The 16,093-nt window shown below is 58.9% G+C and carries 18 protein-coding genes; 14 read left to right on the top strand and 4 right to left on the bottom strand.

The genetic code is table 11. The features are described from left to right. Nucleotides 1-137: 137 nt before the first annotated feature. On the top strand, nt 138-893 hold the full coding sequence (locus tag ACR0LW_RS08470; protein WP_170522254.1) for a sulfite exporter TauE/SafE family protein: 756 nt from the start codon (nt 138-140) through the stop codon (nt 891-893). Here ACR0LW_RS08470 and ACR0LW_RS08465 read toward each other — a convergent pair. Further along, the gene (locus tag ACR0LW_RS08465; protein ID WP_170522256.1) at nt 890-1,195 is read right to left on the bottom strand and encodes a hypothetical protein; all 306 of its coding nucleotides are present in this window, start codon (nt 1,193-1,195) and stop codon (nt 890-892) included. The two genes, ACR0LW_RS08470 and ACR0LW_RS08465, sit on opposite strands and share 4 nt — an antisense overlap. A gap of 180 nt (nt 1,196-1,375) precedes the next feature. On the opposite strand from ACR0LW_RS08465, the gene ACR0LW_RS08460 reads away from it, so the two are divergent. From ACR0LW_RS08460 to ACR0LW_RS08410, 11 genes are all read left to right on the top strand, one after another. Continuing rightward, nucleotides 1,376-2,233 (top strand): HpcH/HpaI aldolase/citrate lyase family protein, encoded by an 858-nt coding sequence (locus ACR0LW_RS08460; protein WP_170522258.1) that lies wholly within the window; start codon nt 1,376-1,378, stop codon nt 2,231-2,233. 7 nt (nt 2,234-2,240) lie between these two features. After that, a complete protein-coding gene (locus ACR0LW_RS08455; RefSeq protein WP_480585698.1) occupies nt 2,241-2,795 on the top strand; it encodes an NnrU family protein in 555 nt (184 codons plus the stop codon). Nucleotides 2,796-2,807: 12 nt separating this feature from the next. After that, nucleotides 2,808-3,014: a DUF1737 domain-containing protein gene (locus ACR0LW_RS08450; RefSeq protein ID WP_170455640.1), complete on the top strand. Its 207-nt coding sequence runs from the start codon at nt 2,808-2,810 to the stop codon at nt 3,012-3,014. Continuing rightward, entirely contained in the window at nt 3,014-4,042 is a 1,029-nt protein-coding gene (locus ACR0LW_RS08445; RefSeq protein WP_480882248.1) for a MaoC family dehydratase, read from the top strand. Before ACR0LW_RS08450 ends, ACR0LW_RS08445 begins: the two co-directional genes overlap by 1 nt. Before the next feature lie 77 nt (nt 4,043-4,119). Then, a complete protein-coding gene (locus tag ACR0LW_RS08440; protein WP_170737214.1) occupies nt 4,120-4,782 on the top strand; it encodes a DUF1194 domain-containing protein in 663 nt (220 codons plus the stop codon). 213 nt (nt 4,783-4,995) lie between these two features. Continuing rightward, nucleotides 4,996-5,379: a succinate dehydrogenase, cytochrome b556 subunit gene (gene sdhC / locus ACR0LW_RS08435; RefSeq protein ID WP_480874617.1), complete on the top strand. Its 384-nt coding sequence runs from the start codon at nt 4,996-4,998 to the stop codon at nt 5,377-5,379. A gap of 11 nt (nt 5,380-5,390) precedes the next feature. Further along, on the top strand, nt 5,391-5,762 hold the full coding sequence (locus tag ACR0LW_RS08430) for a succinate dehydrogenase, hydrophobic membrane anchor protein (RefSeq protein ID WP_480882247.1): 372 nt from the start codon (nt 5,391-5,393) through the stop codon (nt 5,760-5,762). A gap of 23 nt (nt 5,763-5,785) precedes the next feature. Beyond that, a complete protein-coding gene (gene sdhA / locus ACR0LW_RS08425) occupies nt 5,786-7,594 on the top strand; it encodes a succinate dehydrogenase flavoprotein subunit (RefSeq protein ID WP_170624009.1) in 1,809 nt (602 codons plus the stop codon). Between the two features lie 99 nt (nt 7,595-7,693). Beyond that, on the top strand, nt 7,694-8,320 hold the full coding sequence (locus ACR0LW_RS08420; protein ID WP_480585707.1) for a sulfotransferase: 627 nt from the start codon (nt 7,694-7,696) through the stop codon (nt 8,318-8,320). A gap of 13 nt (nt 8,321-8,333) precedes the next feature. Continuing rightward, nucleotides 8,334-9,113, top strand: a complete 780-nt coding sequence (locus ACR0LW_RS08415; protein ID WP_170455629.1) for a succinate dehydrogenase iron-sulfur subunit — start codon at nt 8,334-8,336, stop codon at nt 9,111-9,113. 135 nt (nt 9,114-9,248) lie between these two features. Further along, nucleotides 9,249-9,395: a hypothetical protein gene (locus ACR0LW_RS08410; RefSeq protein WP_480882246.1), complete on the top strand. Its 147-nt coding sequence runs from the start codon at nt 9,249-9,251 to the stop codon at nt 9,393-9,395. A gap of 271 nt (nt 9,396-9,666) precedes the next feature. On the opposite strand, the gene deoD is transcribed toward ACR0LW_RS08410, so the two are convergent. From deoD to ACR0LW_RS08395, 3 genes are all read right to left on the bottom strand, one after another. Next, complete coding sequence (deoD, locus tag ACR0LW_RS08405; RefSeq protein WP_480882245.1) at nt 9,667-10,380, bottom strand: purine-nucleoside phosphorylase; 714 nt, start codon at nt 10,378-10,380, stop codon at nt 9,667-9,669. 17 nt (nt 10,381-10,397) lie between these two features. Continuing rightward, nucleotides 10,398-10,715, bottom strand: a complete 318-nt coding sequence (locus ACR0LW_RS08400) for an H-NS histone family protein (RefSeq protein ID WP_170455626.1) — start codon at nt 10,713-10,715, stop codon at nt 10,398-10,400. 126 nt (nt 10,716-10,841) lie between these two features. Then, a complete protein-coding gene (locus ACR0LW_RS08395) occupies nt 10,842-12,809 on the bottom strand; it encodes a methylmalonyl-CoA mutase family protein (protein WP_480882243.1) in 1,968 nt (655 codons plus the stop codon). A 144-nt stretch (nt 12,810-12,953) separates the two neighbouring features. On the opposite strand from ACR0LW_RS08395, the gene ACR0LW_RS08390 reads away from it, so the two are divergent. Together ACR0LW_RS08390 and ccrA are read left to right on the top strand one after the other, a co-directional pair. Continuing rightward, the gene (locus tag ACR0LW_RS08390; RefSeq protein WP_480882242.1) at nt 12,954-14,342 is read left to right on the top strand and encodes a 1-acyl-sn-glycerol-3-phosphate acyltransferase; all 1,389 of its coding nucleotides are present in this window, start codon (nt 12,954-12,956) and stop codon (nt 14,340-14,342) included. Nucleotides 14,343-14,454: 112 nt separating this feature from the next. Then, nucleotides 14,455-15,741, top strand: coding sequence for a crotonyl-CoA carboxylase/reductase (ccrA, locus tag ACR0LW_RS08385; protein WP_170455623.1), 1,287 nt, complete (start codon nt 14,455-14,457; stop codon nt 15,739-15,741). The last annotated feature ends 352 nt before the right edge of the window (nt 15,742-16,093 follow it).

The raw sequence follows: 16,093 nt of genomic DNA, 5'->3' as shown, positions 1-16,093 counted from the left end.
AAATCGCGGTTGTGCTAGTCGCTAAATGGCAATTGCGCAAGGGTCCTGCGGCGCGGCATGCCACCGCATACCGTTTGCCTTGCCCGTGTTGATTGCGCTAAACGGCTTGTGAGACAAGCCAATTCGCAGGCCGCCGCATGTTCGAACTGAACCTGATGTTTTTTGCCGTGGCGATCCCTGCGGTGATCTTTGCCGGTATTTCAAAAGGCGGGTTCGGTTCGGGCGTGGCTTTTGCGTCCTCGTCGATTCTGGCGCTGATCCTGAGCCCGGCGCAGGCCGTGGCGCTGATGTTGCCGATCCTGATGATCATCGATGTGGCAACGCTTGGCCCCTATTGGAAACGTTGGAGCTGGCCGGATTGCCGCCTGTTGATACAGGGCGGCATACCCGGTGTGCTGCTGGGAATGGGCCTTTTCCACCTGACGAATGACGACGTGCTGCGGTTGCTGATCGGCGGCATCTCGGTTGCGTTTGTGGTTTGGCATATCGCACAGGTCCGAGGTTGGATTCGCGGCTTTGCAGACCGTTTACCGCCATCCGCCGGGGTGTTTGCCGGTGTGGTGGCAGGCTTCACCAGCTTCGTCAGCCATGCCGGGGGACCGCCTGCCGCGGTTTATCTGCTGTCGCAGCGCCTGACGAAGACCGAATTTCAGGCGTCGACCGTGCTGGTCTTTTGGGTCATCAATATCGTGAAGTTCGTGCCCTATGCCTATCTGGGGCTTTTCACCCTGCAAACGGCCTGGGCCAATCTTCTGCTGGCTCCGTTTGCCGTCTTAGGGGCCTGGCTCGGCGTTCGGGCGCATTTTATGCTGTCCGAACGCGTGTTCTTTGGCATCACCTATGTTTTGCTGACCCTGACCGGATCAAAACTGATCTGGGACGCTTTGACTTAGGCATTGGGCGGCAGGGCTTCGGCAAGCGCCTCGTAAGACTGGCCCGAGGCCACAAGGCAGGTCATGCCGTCCGGCAGGGTGACGGTGATCGTCCAGCTTCCCGTCTCGTCCGAGGCAAACACCTCCATCACCGCGCCTTGACGGGCAATGCCGATCCCCTTGCGGGTTTCGCCATAGGTTCCGGCCAGACGCTCGATCACGTCCGCGCGCGGGGCGCAGTTGCGGTTCTGCGCCTGCACCTGTTGGGCCGCCAACACCATGATCCCAAGCCCGATGGTCATATTCGCAACTGTCTTTTTCATCTCCGACCCCTTTTGTCTGGTGTGCAAGTCAGCTTGCGGGGGGGGGACCGGAAATCCGGTTAAACCAAAGTGCGTTGCGTCACGCGGCGGGTCGAATGCTGCATTGCGGCGATTTTGACCTTGAAGTTTCCCGAAAAAAATGGCCCATTCCGCGCAACTTTATTTCTTAGGGAGGCATCGATGGATCCGCGTCAACGCCCGTATCGTTCGGTTCTGTATATTCCCGGCTCGCGTGATCGGGCCCTGGACAAGGCACGCACTCTGCCTGTTGATGCGATCATCTTCGATCTGGAAGATGCAGTTGCAGCGGACGAGAAAGAGAATGCACGCGAGACGCTCAAGGCAGCCCTGGCCGCTGGCGGGTATGGTTCGCGGGTCAAGATCGTTCGAATCAACGGGCTGGACACCGAATGGGGCCGCGCCGATGCCGAGGCCGTGCGGGACATGGATGCCGATGTGGTTCTGCTGCCCAAGGTGAGCTCGGCCGCTGATGTCGACGCTTTGGCCGCAATCACCGGGGATCTGCCGATCTGGGCGATGATGGAAACCCCGCGCGGGATGCTGAACGCCGCCGAGATTGCAGCCCATCCCCTGATGGCGGGTTTTGTCATGGGCACCAACGATCTGGCGAAAGAGCTTCAGACACGCTTCCGCCCGGATCGCCTGCCGCTGATGACGTCTTTGGGCCTGTGCCTGCTGGCCGCCAAGGCCGAAGGTCTGATCATTGTGGACGGCGTATATAATGCGTTCAAAGACACCGAAGGTTTGGCCGAAGAATGCGCACAGGGCCGGGATATGGGCTTTGACGGCAAAACTCTGATCCACCCGGCGCAGGTCGAGGTCACGAATGAGGCTTTCGCCCCATCGGATGCCGAGATCGATCTGGCCCGCCGTCAGATCGCCGCCTTTGAAGAGACCGAGGCGCAAGGGCAGGGCGTTGCTGTCGTGGACGGCAAGATTGTCGAAAACCTGCATGTTGTAACCGCACGTGAAATTCTGGCAAAAGCGGAGGCGATTACAGCTTTGCAAGCGGGGTAAGCCAGCAATGGGTTTTGTACTTCTGATCCTCGGGGTGGCGCTTTGGTGGGCCGCACATCTGTTCAAACGCGTCATGCCGGACCAACGCGCCGCGTTGGGCGATGCGGGCAAGGGCGCGGTGGCCTTGGCGTTGGTCGCGGCGATCCTGCTGATGATCTTCGGTTATCGCATGACCGATTTCATCCATGTCTGGGCCCCGCCGACCTTTCTGATCCACGTCAACAACCTCTTGGTGCTGATCGCGATCTATCTGATGAGCCCGGCCGGCGCGAAAGGTCGCCTGCTGAACAAGGTTCGCCACCCGATGCTGGGCGGGTTCAAGCTGTGGGCTTTTGCGCATCTGCTGGTCAATGGCGATTTGGCGTCCATTGTCCTGTTCGGTGGATTGCTGGCCTGGGCGGTGGTCGAAGTGATCGTGATCAACAAGTCCGAACCTGATTGGACCCCGGGCGAGCCTGGCACCTATGGCAAGGACGCGATGTTCTTTGTCGCCTCGATCGTCTTGCTGGGCATCATCGGTTATATCCACGGGCTGGTCGGCCCGTCCCCCTTCGGCGGATAAGGAACTGAAATAATGGCAAAGCTTTATCGTCTGTTGACGGAAGAAGACACATCCGCCTTCTGCCACAAAGTGTCGGACGCATTGGCCAAAGGGTGGGAGCTGTATGGCGACCCATCCTATGCCTATGACACGGCAAACAGTGTCATGCGCTGTGCGCAGGCCGTGACCAAAGAGGTCGAAGGCGACTATTCCCCTGAAATGAAACTGGGACAGCAATAATGGCAAAAACCAATCCGGGCCGCTTCTTTGAGGATTATTCCGTCGGGCAGGTGCTGACTCATGCAGTGCCCCGCACCGTAACGGATGGCGAACGGGCGTTGTATCATGCGCTGTATCCGGCGCGGCATGCGCTTTATTCCTCGGACGAATTTGCGCGCAGCTGCGGATTGCCGGAAAGCCCGCTTGATGATCTGGCGGCGTTTCATGTGGTCTTTGGCAAAACCGTGCCGGATGTGTCGCTGAACGCGGTCGCCAATCTGGGCTATGCGGAAGGGCGCTGGTTGAAGCCGGTTTATCCCGGCGACACGCTGCGCTCGGTTTCCGAAGTGATCGGGGTCAAGCAGAACTCGAACGGAAAAACCGGCGTGGTCTGGGTGCGCACCCGTGGCCTGAACCAGTTGGATGAAGTTGTCATCGACTATGTGCGTTGGGTCATGGTTCGTAAGTCGAACTTGGATGCACCCGCGCCGGACACCGTTGTGCCCGAGCTGAAAAAGGTTCTGGAGCCACAGGATCTGGTTGTACCCGAGGGGCTGGATTTCTCGAACTACGATTTCATGCAGTCGGGTGAACCCCATCGCTGGGGCGATTATGAGATCGGAGAAAAGATCGACCACGTGGATGGCGTCACCGTCGAAGAAGCCGAGCATATGCTGGCAACTCGCCTGTGGCAGAACACCGCCAAGGTGCATTTCGACCTGACCTTCCGGCCCGAAGGGCGGCTGATCTATGGCGGTCACGTGATCTCGATGGCGCGGACCCTGTCTTTCAACGGTCTGGCCAATGCGCAGATGATCGTGGGTCTGAACGGTGGTGCGCATGCAAACCCGTGTTTTGCAGGTGACACGATCAAGGCCTGGTCCGAGGTTCTGGACAAAGCCGAAACCGATGTTCCGGGCGTCGGTGCCCTTCGCCTGCGGCTGGTCGCGACCAAAGGCGGCGCGCCGTTTGAGTTGCGCAATGAAGACGGCAAGTATCACCCGGATGTGTTGCTGGACCTCGACTACTGGGCCCTGATCCCAATGTGATGTGACCCGGTGAGATCGCGCGGGTCTGATGACGCTGATGTGAGTACAGCGTTGAATTTCCGTGCTAGGTTGGCGGCATGACCCTGCTTCGCACACTTGCCGCCTGCCTTTGCCTTGCGCCCCCTGCGTGGTCTTGTGATCTGGCGCTGGCGCTGGCGGTGGATGTCTCGGGGTCTGTGGACAGCAACGAGTTCCGCATTCAGATGGATGGGTTGGCGGCTGGTCTGCGCGACCCGATTGTGTCCGAGGCATTGGTGCGTGGGCAGGCCCAGTTGATGCTGGTGCAGTGGACCGGGGCATCGCGCCAAAGGGTAACGATCCCCTGGACCCGGATCGACAGTTTCGATGCGCTCGACCGGTTTGCCGATCAGGTGGCGCAAGATCCACGCGTCTGGCGCAATTTTTCAACCGCGATTGGTGAGGCATTGGAGACCACGGTTTCCAGATTTGATACGGTGTCGGAATGCAAGCGGCTGCTGATCGACATCTCGGGCGACGGAATCTCGAACGAAGGGGTCGAACCCACGCAAATCCATGGGCTGCTGAAGGATCGCGGCGTGACCGTGAATGCCATCGCCATTGAAGAAAGTGAGCCTGATCTGACAGCCTATTTCTACGAAAACGTAATAGTCGGAGAAGGGGCGTTTGTCGTGTCCGCAGCCAGGTTTGCGGACTACCCCGAACGCATTCGCAAAAAGCTGCTGCGCGAAGTCACCCAGCAATCTGCCGCCCTGGAATAGGTGGGGAAGATTCGTGATCACATTGATTGATCAGTGAAAACGCTAACATTGAGATGGCTGCATGTGATTTGTGATCACAGTATTATTTAGTGTGATCACATATGGGGCAAAACGTCCATTTTGCACTAAAATTACCCGTTTTTGCGGGTGCAGCACGTGACAGCACAGGAAAAAAAGGTAAAACGACTGGTAGCCAAAGTAAGAGGAGCCGCCATGGCCGATGTCAATCGGGGCAATCGCCCGCTCTCGCCACATATTATGATCTACCGCCCGCAGATGACCTCGTTGTCGTCGATCATGGTTCGACTGTCGGGTCTTGCGGTATTTGCCATCGCAGCACTTGTGGTTTGGTGGCTGCTTGCCGCGGCCACGTCCGAGGCCGCATTTGCTGGCATCGACGGCTTTCTGCGCAGCTGGTTCGGTCAACTCATCCTGACGGGTGGGGTCTGGGCACTGTGGTACCACACGCTGGGGCGGTTGCGTCACGTGGTGTGGGACTTCGGCTATTGCCTCGACGTTGATGTGTCCGAGAAGATGGGCATTGGCATGTTTGTCGGGGCGACCGTTCTGACCATCATCACCATGCTGTTGGTGTAAGGAGAATGGCGATGCAATACCTCACCGACCGCAAACGCGCGCAAGGCCTGGGCGCGGGGAAATCCGGAACGCAAACACATTGGCGCACCATGATCCGGGCGATGATCCTGGCCATTCTGGTGCCCCTGTTCATCTTCACTTTTGGCTATGGCATCGGCGGAACCTACGAAGAGGTTCTGGCCTATTTCGCCCGTCCCTTCCCGGCCATTGTCACCGGTCTGACTTTGGTCGTGGGTCTGCTGCAACTCATGTATGAGGCGCAGGAAACCATCGAGGATTACGTGCACGGGATCGCGGAAAAGATCACACTCGTTGCGATGTGGGCCTTTGGCTACACGCTGATGGCTGCGGGGCTGTTTGCCCTCGTCAAGCTGGCCCTGTGATGACGCGCTAAGGATCAGAGAAAATGACAGCAGCATATGAATATGAAACCCACGAATATGACGTCGTGGTTGTCGGGGCAGGCGGCGCCGGTCTGCGCGCAACGCTGGGTATGGCGGAACAGGGCCTGCGCACGGCCTGTGTGACCAAGGTTTTCCCGACCCGCTCGCACACGGTTGCAGCACAAGGCGGTATCGCGGCATCTCTGTCGAACATGGGGCCGGACCACTGGCAGTGGCATATGTACGACACCGTCAAGGGCTCGGACTGGCTGGGTGACACGGACGCGATGGAATACCTCGCGCGTGAAGCGCCCAAGGCGGTTTATGAATTGGAACATTACGGCGTTCCGTTCAGCCGCACCGAAGAAGGCAAGATCTACCAGCGCCCATTTGGCGGTCACACCACCGAGTTTGGCGAAGGCCCCGCCGTGCAGCGCACCTGTGCCGCCGCCGACCGGACCGGCCACGCGATCCTGCACACGCTGTATGGCCAGTCGCTGAAGAACAATGCCGAGTTCTACATCGAATATTTCGCCATCGACCTGATCATGTCCGAGGACGGGCAATGTCAGGGCGTTGTCTGTTGGAAGTTGGACGACGGCACCATGCATGTCTTCAACGCCAAGATGGTGGTGCTGGCGACCGGCGGCTATGGTCGGGCGTATTTCAGCGCCACCTCGGCCCATACCTGCACCGGCGACGGTGGCGGCATGGTGGCCCGCGCGGGTCTCGCGCTGCAGGATATGGAGTTCGTGCAGTTTCACCCGACCGGCATCTACGGCTCGGGCTGCCTGATCACCGAAGGCGCACGGGGCGAAGGTGGTTACCTGACCAACTCGGAAGGCGAGCGGTTCATGGAGCGCTATGCGCCCCAGTACAAGGACCTCGCGCCGCGCGACTATGTCTCGCGTTCGATGACCATGGAAATCCGCGAAGGCCGTGGTGTTGGCGGCGAAGGGGATCACATCCACCTGAACCTCAGCCACCTGCCTGCGGAAGCTTTGGCCGAGCGTCTGCCGGGCATTTCGGAAAGTGCCAAGATCTTCGCCGGTGTCGATGTCACCAAAGAACCGATCCCGGTTCTGCCGACCGTGCACTATAACATGGGCGGTATCCCGACCAACTATTGGGGTGAGGTTCTGAACCCCACCGCCGATGACCCGACGGCGGTTGTTCCCGGCCTGATGGCTGTGGGTGAGGCCGGTTGTGCCTCGGTCCACGGCGCGAACCGTCTGGGGTCGAACTCGCTGATCGACCTTGTGGTCTTTGGCCGCGCGGCGGCGATCAAGGCGGGCAAGGTTGTCGATGCCGATGCTCCGAACCCGGTTCTGAACCAGGCGTCGGTTGATAAGGCGTTTGACCGCTTCGACACGGTCCGCAACGCCAGCGGTGCGATCCCAACCGCCGATCTGCGGCTTGAGATGCAGAAGACCATGCAGGCCGACGCCGCCGTGTTCCGTACCGCCAAGACTATGGCCGAGGGCGTCGAGAAGATGACCGCCATCGCCGCCAAGATGGACGACCTGAAAGTCACCGACCGCAGCCTTGTCTGGAACAGCGACCTGATGGAGACGCTGGAACTGACCAACCTGATGCCAAGCGCGCTGGCCACCATCGTCGGCGCCGAGGCGCGCAAGGAATCCCGCGGCGCCCACGCGCATGAGGATTTCAGCGAACGCGATGACGAAAACTGGCGCGTTCACACTGTCAGCCGGGTCGAGGGCAACAAGGTCGAGCTCAGCTATCGTCCGGTCATCGTCGATCCGCTGACCAACGAGGACGAAGGCGGCATCAGCCTCAAGAAAATCGCGCCCAAGGCGCGGACCTTCTAAGGAGCGTATTGACCAGGCAATGGTGTGCAAACGCCAAATACCCACGGACAACGCTGCGACCTATGGCCGTTGGACACTGTGCTGTGTCTGGGGGCTGGTATGACGGTTCAGGCGTTACGCTCTGCTCAGGCCGATCCGAAGATCATTCTGGTCGGTCTCAACCGCTGTGCGACGACCTCGTTGCACCGGCTGTTTCAGGACAGTGGCATCCCGTCGGTGCATTGGGTGGACGAGCAGGGCGAAAACCTGGCGCATCGCATGGTGACAAATATCTCCATGGGCCGCAAACCTCTGGACGGGTTTGGCGCTGTTCGGGCTTTTACCGACATTGCCTTTGTCAATGTCCGCTTCATGCTGGACGGAGCACGGTTCTTTCGCGAGCTGCACGCGGGCTACCCGGATGCCTATTTCCTGCTGAACACGCGCAATCGGGACGACTGGATCACATCCCGCGTGCGCCACAACCAGGGCCGGTATCTGGACCGTTGCTGTCAGGCCAACGGTCAGTCGGCGGACGAAGTGAAACAGGGCTGGGCGCATATGTACGACGTGCACCATGCCGAAGTGCAGGACTATTTCGACGGAAACCCAAGGTTTTTGCGATTTGATATCGACCGGGACGACCCCAAGGCCGTTGCCGACTGGCTGTCTCCGGATTTTGACGTGAACATTGCCCATTGGGGGCACTATAATCGCGGCGCGTCCAAGCGCGCCCGGACAGGCTGAATGGAGAATTGACATGGTTCAACTGACCCTGCCCAAGAATTCCCGGATCACCACCGGCAAGACCTGGCCCAAACCGGAGGGTGCGAAAAACCTGCGCAAGTTCCAGATTTACCGCTGGAACCCGGATGACGGGCAAAACCCGCGCGTCGACACCTATTTTGTCGATATGGACAACTGCGGTCCAATGATCCTGGACGCGCTGATCAAGATTAAGAACGAGATCGACCCGACCCTGACCTTCCGCCGCTCGTGCAGGGAAGGGATCTGTGGCTCTTGCGCGATGAATATCGACGGAATCAACACGCTGGCTTGTATCTACGGTATGGATGAGATCAAGGGGGACGTGAAAATCTATCCGCTGCCGCATATGCCGGTGGTCAAGGACCTGATCCCCGATCTGACCCATTTCTACGCTCAGCACGCATCCATCATGCCGTGGCTGGAAACCAAGACCAACCGCCCGGCGAAAGAGTGGAAGCAATCCATCGAAGACCGCAAGAAACTGGATGGTCTTTATGAATGCGTCATGTGCGCCAGCTGCTCGACATCCTGCCCCAGCTACTGGTGGAACGGCGACCGCTACCTTGGCCCCGCCGCCCTGCTGCACGCCTATCGCTGGATCATTGACAGCCGGGATGAGGCCACGGGTGAGCGTCTGGACGAGCTGGAAGACCCCTTCAAGCTGTATCGCTGCCACACGATCATGAATTGCGCCAAGACCTGCCCCAAGGGTCTGAACCCGGCGGCTGCGATTGCGCAGATCAAGAAAATGATGATCGAACGCTCGGTTTAAGGCGTTTTTGAATCAGCGCTTGCCGGGTTGCGGCAAGCGCATGCCGCTATTGCAAAATCAGGCGATGCAGCCCGGCGCGACACGGTCTAGATTTGCAGTAGGGAGGAGTGATGGGATCAAATCAGGATCACTCCGATGACAACAAAACCACAAACCCCGAAAGTGACCGCCAAAGAAACGCTGGACATGCTTGAGCAGGCCTGGGCCTATTACACGCCGGAACCGGCGCTGGCCCTAAAGGCGCGAGAGCCCGAGCTGTTTGAATACGCAAACGCCGCCTGACGGCTTGCCAGTAGCCGACGGTATGGGCGAAACAGAACCATGCCCGTTCTCTTGATACTTCTGGCCGCCGGGGTCTTTGCCTATTTCTTCTGGCGGTCGCGCACGTCTTCACTGACGCGCGAGTGCCGATGGCGGCAACATCGCGATGAAGGTCTGTGGGTCTGCGCCTATTGCGGCGCAAAAACGGAAAGTTCTGACAGCCCAACCCAATGTTTGCGCCAGTCTTCAGGCCGATAGAAACCGGGCAGAGGGGTCCTCTGCCCGTTCCAGTTTAGCCCGCGTCCGGAAAGGCGGCGTGCAGGGCAATCTCGACCATATCACCAAAACTGCTTTCGCGGTCGGATGAGGGCAGCGCCTCACCGGTCAGCAGATGATCGGACACGGTCAAAACGGCCAAGGCCCGGCATTTGTGGCGGGCGGCGAGGATGTAAAGCTCGGCCGCTTCCATCTCGACGCCCAGAATGCCGTGACGCACCATCTGTTCGTTCAGATCAGGGCGTTCGTCATAGAACACATCCGAGGAATAGATGCCGCCGATATGGGTGGGCGTGCCTTTTGCATTGGCCGCCACTGCGGCGGCCTGCAGCAAATCCCAATCCGCACAGGGGGCAAAATTCATCTCTTTCATGATGCCCCGCGAAGGGGTGCTGAGCGTTGTCGAAGTCATTGCCAGAATGACGTCGCGCAGATTCACGCTGTCCTGCATCCCACCGCAGGACCCGATGCGGATCAGCGTTTTCGCGCCATAGTCCCGGATCAGTTCATTCACGTAGATCGACAAAGACGGCATTCCCATACCGCTGCCCTGAATGGTGACAGGATTGCCCTTCCAGCTGCCGGTGAAGCCCAACATGCCCCGAACGTTGTTGACCTGCTTTACATCGTCCAGAAACGTCTCAGCGGCCCATTTCGCGCGATACGGATCGCCGGGCAAAAGAACGGTTTCGGCGACTTCACCTTTTTCCGCGCCAATATGAATCGTCATTTCGGCACCTGTCCTGATTAGATTTCCAGATCGGAAATATCCGCGCCCGATTTAAGCGCATCATGAACCCATTGCGGTTTCCGGCCACGACCTGTCCATGTCTGGTCCGGATTTGCAGGGTTGCGGTATTTGGCCTGTGCCTTGCTTCCTTTTACGGAACGCGGCGCGTCGCCGGACAATTCGGATAGCGAGAAGCCAAATTCAGCGGCTGCTTTTTCCGCCGCTTTCAGCGCTTCCTGACGTTCACGTTTCTCAGCGTTTACAAGGGCTTTTTCGACGTTTTCGCGCAGAGATACCAGCTCTTTTCGCGACATCGTTTCCAGGTTTATCCCCATAATCTTGTCTCCGTCCTGATAAGTGTTACCGCGTGCGCCAAGGCGCACCGCAATTGCAAACAACGCGATACTCTACTCCCAATGAATTGGGAATAGAAACGGGGAAATAATTGGTTAAAACGTCCGTTATTCAGCGGCCAGGTTTTTCGGGTCCACCAATTCCACAATATCGCCCATGATCGAATTCAGTTCGAAATTCTTGGGGGTGTAGACTTTTGCGACGCCCATGGCCTTCAATTGTTCCGCATCCTCATCCGGAATAATTCCGCCGACAACGACAGGGATGTGATCCAGACCCGCTTTGCGCAGCCGTGCAAGGACATCCTCGACCAGCGGCAGATGGCTGCCGGACAGGATCGACAGACCGATGACATGCGCGTCGTCATCTGCGGCGGCGGTCACGATCTCTTCGGGGGTCAGGCGAATACCTTCATAGCTGATGTCCATACCGCAATCCCGCGCACGGAATGCGATCTGTTCCGCACCGTTCGAATGGCCGTCCAGACCGGGCTTGCCGACCAGGAATTTCAGGCGGCGGCCCAGCTTGTCGCTGACGGCGTCCACCGCGGCGCGCAGGTCGTCCAGACCTTCGGTCTTGTTCGAAACCGAGCCCGACACACCTGTCGGGCCGCGATAGGTGCCGTAAACCTTGCGCATTTCCTCGGCCCATTCACCGGTGGTGACACCGGCCTTTGCGGCGGCAATCGACGGCTCCATCACATTTGTGCCGTTCTGCGCAGCCTCACGCAGCGCGGCCAGTGCGGCCATAACGGCGGCATCATCCCGCTCGGCGCGCCAGTCGTTCAGGCGGTTAATCTGTTTCTGCTCGACAGCCGGATCAACAACCATGATCCCGCCATCTTCGGTTTGAAGGGGCGAGGGCTCGCCCTCGATCCATTTGTTCACGCCGACCACAATGGTTTCATTGCGTTCAATCCGGTTCAGGCGCTCGGCGTTGGAATCGACAAGGCGGGATTTCATGTATTCGATCGAGGCAACGGCACCCCCCATCGAATCGAGGTTGGCCAGTTCTGCGCGCGCGCCTTCTTTCAGTTCTTCGACTTTGGCGTCCACCGCCGGGTTGCCGTCGAACAGGTCGCCATATTCCAGTAGGTCGGTCTCATAAGCCAGGATCTGCTGCATCCGCATCGACCATTGCTGATCCCACGGGCGGGGCAGGCCAAGCGCTTCGTTCCACGCGGGCAACTGCACCGCACGGGCGCGCGCCTTCTTCGACAGGGTCACGGCCAGCATTTCGATCAGAATGCGATAGACGTTGTTTTCCGGCTGCTGCTCGGTCAAGCCCAGCGAGTTCACCTGAACGCCATAGCGGAATCGGCGGAACTTGGGGTTCTCGACGCCGTAACGGTCTTGCAGGATTTCGTCCCAAAGGTCGACAAAGGCGCGCATTTTGCACATCTCGGTGACAAAGCGGATGCCCGCATTCACAAAGAACGAAATCCGTCCGCACAACGCCGGGAAATCCTCGGCCGGTACACGAGGGCGCAATTCGTCCAGAACCGCGATGGCGGTGGCCAGCGCATAGGCCAGTTCCTGTTCCGGCGTCGCGCCCGCCTCTTGCAGGTGATAGGAACACACGTTCATCGGGTTCCATTTCGGCACGTGGGTATAGCAGTACTCGGCCACGTCCGCGATCATCTTCAGCGACGGTTTGGGCGGGCAGACATAGGTGCCACGGCTCAGGTATTCCTTGATCAGGTCGTTCTGCACTGTGCCCTGCAGCTTGGAGACATCCGCGCCCTGTTCTTCGGCCACCGCGATATACAACGCCAACAGCCACGGGGCCGTGGCATTGATCGTCATCGAGGTGTTCATCTGCTCCAGCGGAATCTGGTCGAACAGAACCCGCATGTCACCCAGATGGCAGACCGGAACGCCCACTTTGCCAACCTCGCCACGGGCCAGAGTATGGTCACTGTCATAGCCGGTTTGCGTCGGCAGATCGAAGGCCACCGACAGGCCCGTCTGACCTTTGGCCAGGTTCCCACGATACAGCGCGTTCGAGGCTTTGGCGGTGGAATGACCGGCATAGGTCCGGATCAGCCAGGGGCGGTCTTTCTGCGTCTGCGTCATGGGCGGGCCTCGCATGTCGTTGGGTAACAAAATTACGTATGAGGGTTCTAAAGCGCAATTTTCAGGACATGTCAATTCGCTGCGTTGCGGCATTTCAAAATTGTGCAGATTGTGAGCGGTTTCGATTAGTGGCACTGTGCCGACATGATGCAAACCGTGGAACTTCCGCTCTGGCTTTTCCTGCTGATCGTGGTCTTTGCCATGGTCACGTTCGCGTCGCATTTCCTGTTCCCATCGGTGCGCTGGTTTTTTCGCCGCAGGCTGGAACGGGCGGTGTCGCGATTGAACAAACGTCTGCAACGCCCGATTCAGCCGTTCAAGCTGGCGCGGCGGCATGACATGATCCAGCGGCTGATCTATGACCCGCAGGTCGGGCACGCCGTACAAAATCACGCGCGCGAGGAAGGCATCCCCGAGGCGGTGGCCTTTGAAAAGGCCCGCCGCTATGCGCGCGAAATCGTGCCCTCGTTCTCGGCCTTTGCTTATTTCAGCTTTGCCATTCGTTTGGCCCGGTTGCTGAGCAACACGTTCTACAACGTGCGCCTCAGCTATGAAGACGAAAGCGCCGTCAAGGACATCGACCCCGAGGCAACGGTTGTCTTTGTCATGAATCACCGCAGTAACATGGATTACGTGCTGGTCACCTATCTGGCGGCGCAGCAGTCGGCCTTGTCTTATGCTGTGGGGGAATGGGCGCGGGTCTGGCCGCTCAGCCGGTTGATCCGGGCAATGGGGGCGTATTTCATACGGCGGAAGTCCGGTAGTGAGCTGTATCGGCAGGTTCTGGCCAGCTATGTCCGCCACGCGACCGAGGCGGGCGTGACACAGGCGATGTTCCCCGAAGGCGGGTTGAGCCTGACCGGCGCGCTGGGTCGGCCCAAGCTGGGATTGTTGAAATACATCATCGATGGCACCTCGCCGGACGGGCGGGATGTTGTGTTCGTGCCTGTGGCCTTGAATTATGACCGGGTGCTGGAAGACACCATTTTGACCCATGCCGCTCTGGGGACCGAGCGGCGCTTTCGTGCGCGGATCGGTGTCATCACCAGCTGGATTGTTAAGCAGCTCTGGCGCCGCCTGATCGGGCGGTACAAACGGTTCGGGGTGGCCTCGGTGCGGTATGGCCAGCCGATCTCGCTCAAGGAATTCTCGGCCAGGGAGGGCGATGATATCATGACCGATCTGGCCCGCACGTTGATGGTGCGGATCGGGGCGGCGATACCGATGGTGCCCGGCCCGGCGGCGTGTTCGTTGTTGCGCGAAAACGGTCCGATGCCCGAGCAGGACGTGAAGGCTCGGATCGTTGCGATGATGGAGCAGGATGGCGGCGAATCCGCCGAGACGGCGACAGCCGTGACAGACGCGCTGGATCAGTTTGTCGAGCGCCGCATTCTGAGCCGAGATGGGGACATGCTATGCCTGTCTGGCCAGCGCGGCGATCTTCTCGATTTCTACGCCAACTCACTGCCCAACCACAGGAATTCCGATGATTCTGCGGATGCGAAAGAAATTTCTGCACCTGCGGGGTCATAAAATTACAAATTCGATCCAAAAACGGTTGCAATATTTCGCGTCGATCAATATTCCAGTCGATGAAGCGCGCGATTCTGCGTCGCGGCAAAGGTATTGAGAGAAGGAGGCCAGCATGGCTTTGGACACCGAAAGCGGTATCGCGTCGTACGAGGCACCCGAAAAGGACCTCTATGAGATGGGGGAAATCCCTCCGATGGGGTTTGTGCCCAAGCAGATGTATGCCTGGGCAATCCGGAAAGAACGTCATGGTGAGCCCAACACCGCCATGCAGCAGGAAGTGGTCGATGTGCCGACCCTGGACAGCAACGAAGTGCTGGTTCTGGTGATGGCCGCGGGCGTGAACTATAACGGCGTCTGGGCTGCACTGGGTCAGCCAATCAGCCCGTTTGACGGCCACAAGGCGCCCTATCATATTGCCGGTTCCGATGCGTCGGGCATCGTCTGGGCCGTTGGTGACAAGGTCAAGCGCTGGAAAGTCGGCGACGAGGTTGTCATCCACTGCAACCAGGACGATGGCGATGACGAAGAATGCAACGGCGGCGATCCGATGTACTCGCCCAGCCAGCGCATCTGGGGTTACGAGACGCCCGACGGCTCGTTCAGCCAGTTCACCCGCGTGCAGGCACAGCAGCTGATGCCGCGCCCCAAGCACCTGACTTGGGAAGAGGCCGCCTGCTACACGCTGACGCTGGCCACCGCCTACCGGATGCTGTTCGGTCACGAGCCGCACGACCTGAAACCCGGTCAGAACGTTCTGGTCTGGGGTGCCTCGGGTGGTCTGGGGTCTTATGCGATCCAGCTGATCAACACCGCAGGCGCAAATGCGATCGGTGTGATCTCGGACGAAAGCAAGCGTGACTTTGTCATGGGTCTGGGCGCCAAGGGCGTTCTGAACCGCAAGGACTTCAATTGCTGGGGTCAATTGCCCACCGTGAACACACCCGAATATGCTGAGTGGTTCAAAGAGGCCCGCAAATTCGGCAAGGCGATCTGGGACATCACCGGCAAAGGCAACAATGTCGACATGGTGTTCGAACATCCGGGCGAAAGCACCTTCCCGGTCTCGACCTTTGTGGTCAAGAAAGGCGGCATGGTTGTGATCTGCGCCGGCACCACCGGGTTCAACTGCACCTTCGACGTGCGCTACATGTGGATGCACCAGAAGCGCCTGCAGGGCTCGCACTTTGCGCATCTGAAACAGGCCGCAGCCGCGAACAAGCTGATGGTCGAGCGTCGTCTGGACCCCTGCATGTCCGAAGTGTTCTCGTGGAATGATCTGCCCGAGGCGCATATGAAAATGCTGCGCAACGAGCATAAGCCGGGCAACATGTCGGTACTGGTTCAGGCCCCGCGGACCGGCATGCGCACCCTGGAAGAGGTGTTGGACGCGCGTCCCTAATCCGCCCGCGAAAAAGATAAGAAACACCCGCGAATCGGCCTTTCGGTTCGCGGGTGTTTTGCGTTTTACGCCCGTCCTTCGGCCTTTCAACAGGTTGCAAAATCACCCCTCGCTGTTTTTGGGGAGTAGAAACCGGTGAATAGGCTGAAAAAGATCATACATGTTATGGTTGTGTTAACCCTTCGTTAACTGTTTCAGAGAGACCCTGATGGCGCAAAATGAGTGGATTTTGGACGTATTGTCGGACCTCAACGCGTTCGCCGTTGCGAATGGGTTAACCGCCTTGGCCGAGCAGCTGGATGATACACGGCTGATCGCTGCGGCCGAGATTGCGTCCATGAAGGATGAGGCA

The organism is Ruegeria sp. N4 (genome assembly GCF_056531425.1).
The sequence above is the reverse complement of the archived record's forward strand: the minus strand, read 5'-3'. Positions and strand labels throughout refer to the sequence as shown.

Excerpts from the sequence above, each read along its gene's own strand:
- ACR0LW_RS08465 (WP_170522256.1), bottom strand. The coding sequence starts at position 1,195 with ATGAAAAAGACAGTTGCGAATATGACCATCGGGCTTGGGATCATGGTG.
- ACR0LW_RS08395 (WP_480882243.1), bottom strand. The coding sequence starts at position 12,809 with ATGACGCAGACGCAGAAAGACCGCCCCTGGCTGATCCGGACCTATGCC.
- ccrA (WP_170455623.1), top strand. The coding sequence starts at position 14,455 with ATGGCTTTGGACACCGAAAGCGGTATCGCGTCGTACGAGGCACCCGAA.
- ACR0LW_RS08460 (WP_170522258.1), top strand. The coding sequence starts at position 1,376 with ATGGATCCGCGTCAACGCCCGTATCGTTCGGTTCTGTATATTCCCGGC.
- ACR0LW_RS08400 (WP_170455626.1), bottom strand. The coding sequence starts at position 10,715 with ATGGGGATAAACCTGGAAACGATGTCGCGAAAAGAGCTGGTATCTCTG.
- ACR0LW_RS08470 (WP_170522254.1), top strand. The coding sequence starts at position 138 with ATGTTCGAACTGAACCTGATGTTTTTTGCCGTGGCGATCCCTGCGGTG.
- ACR0LW_RS08455 (WP_480585698.1), top strand. The coding sequence starts at position 2,241 with ATGGGTTTTGTACTTCTGATCCTCGGGGTGGCGCTTTGGTGGGCCGCA.
- ACR0LW_RS08450 (WP_170455640.1), top strand. The coding sequence starts at position 2,808 with ATGGCAAAGCTTTATCGTCTGTTGACGGAAGAAGACACATCCGCCTTC.
- deoD (WP_480882245.1), bottom strand. The coding sequence starts at position 10,380 with ATGACGATTCATATTGGCGCGGAAAAAGGTGAAGTCGCCGAAACCGTT.
- ACR0LW_RS08420 (WP_480585707.1), top strand. The coding sequence starts at position 7,694 with ATGACGGTTCAGGCGTTACGCTCTGCTCAGGCCGATCCGAAGATCATT.
- ACR0LW_RS08415 (WP_170455629.1), top strand. The coding sequence starts at position 8,334 with ATGGTTCAACTGACCCTGCCCAAGAATTCCCGGATCACCACCGGCAAG.
- ACR0LW_RS08440 (WP_170737214.1), top strand. The coding sequence starts at position 4,120 with ATGACCCTGCTTCGCACACTTGCCGCCTGCCTTTGCCTTGCGCCCCCT.
- sdhC (WP_480874617.1), top strand. The coding sequence starts at position 4,996 with ATGGCCGATGTCAATCGGGGCAATCGCCCGCTCTCGCCACATATTATG.
- ACR0LW_RS08430 (WP_480882247.1), top strand. The coding sequence starts at position 5,391 with ATGCAATACCTCACCGACCGCAAACGCGCGCAAGGCCTGGGCGCGGGG.
- ACR0LW_RS08390 (WP_480882242.1), top strand. The coding sequence starts at position 12,954 with ATGATGCAAACCGTGGAACTTCCGCTCTGGCTTTTCCTGCTGATCGTG.
- ACR0LW_RS08410 (WP_480882246.1), top strand. The coding sequence starts at position 9,249 with ATGACAACAAAACCACAAACCCCGAAAGTGACCGCCAAAGAAACGCTG.
- ACR0LW_RS08445 (WP_480882248.1), top strand. The coding sequence starts at position 3,014 with ATGGCAAAAACCAATCCGGGCCGCTTCTTTGAGGATTATTCCGTCGGG.
- sdhA (WP_170624009.1), top strand. The coding sequence starts at position 5,786 with ATGACAGCAGCATATGAATATGAAACCCACGAATATGACGTCGTGGTT.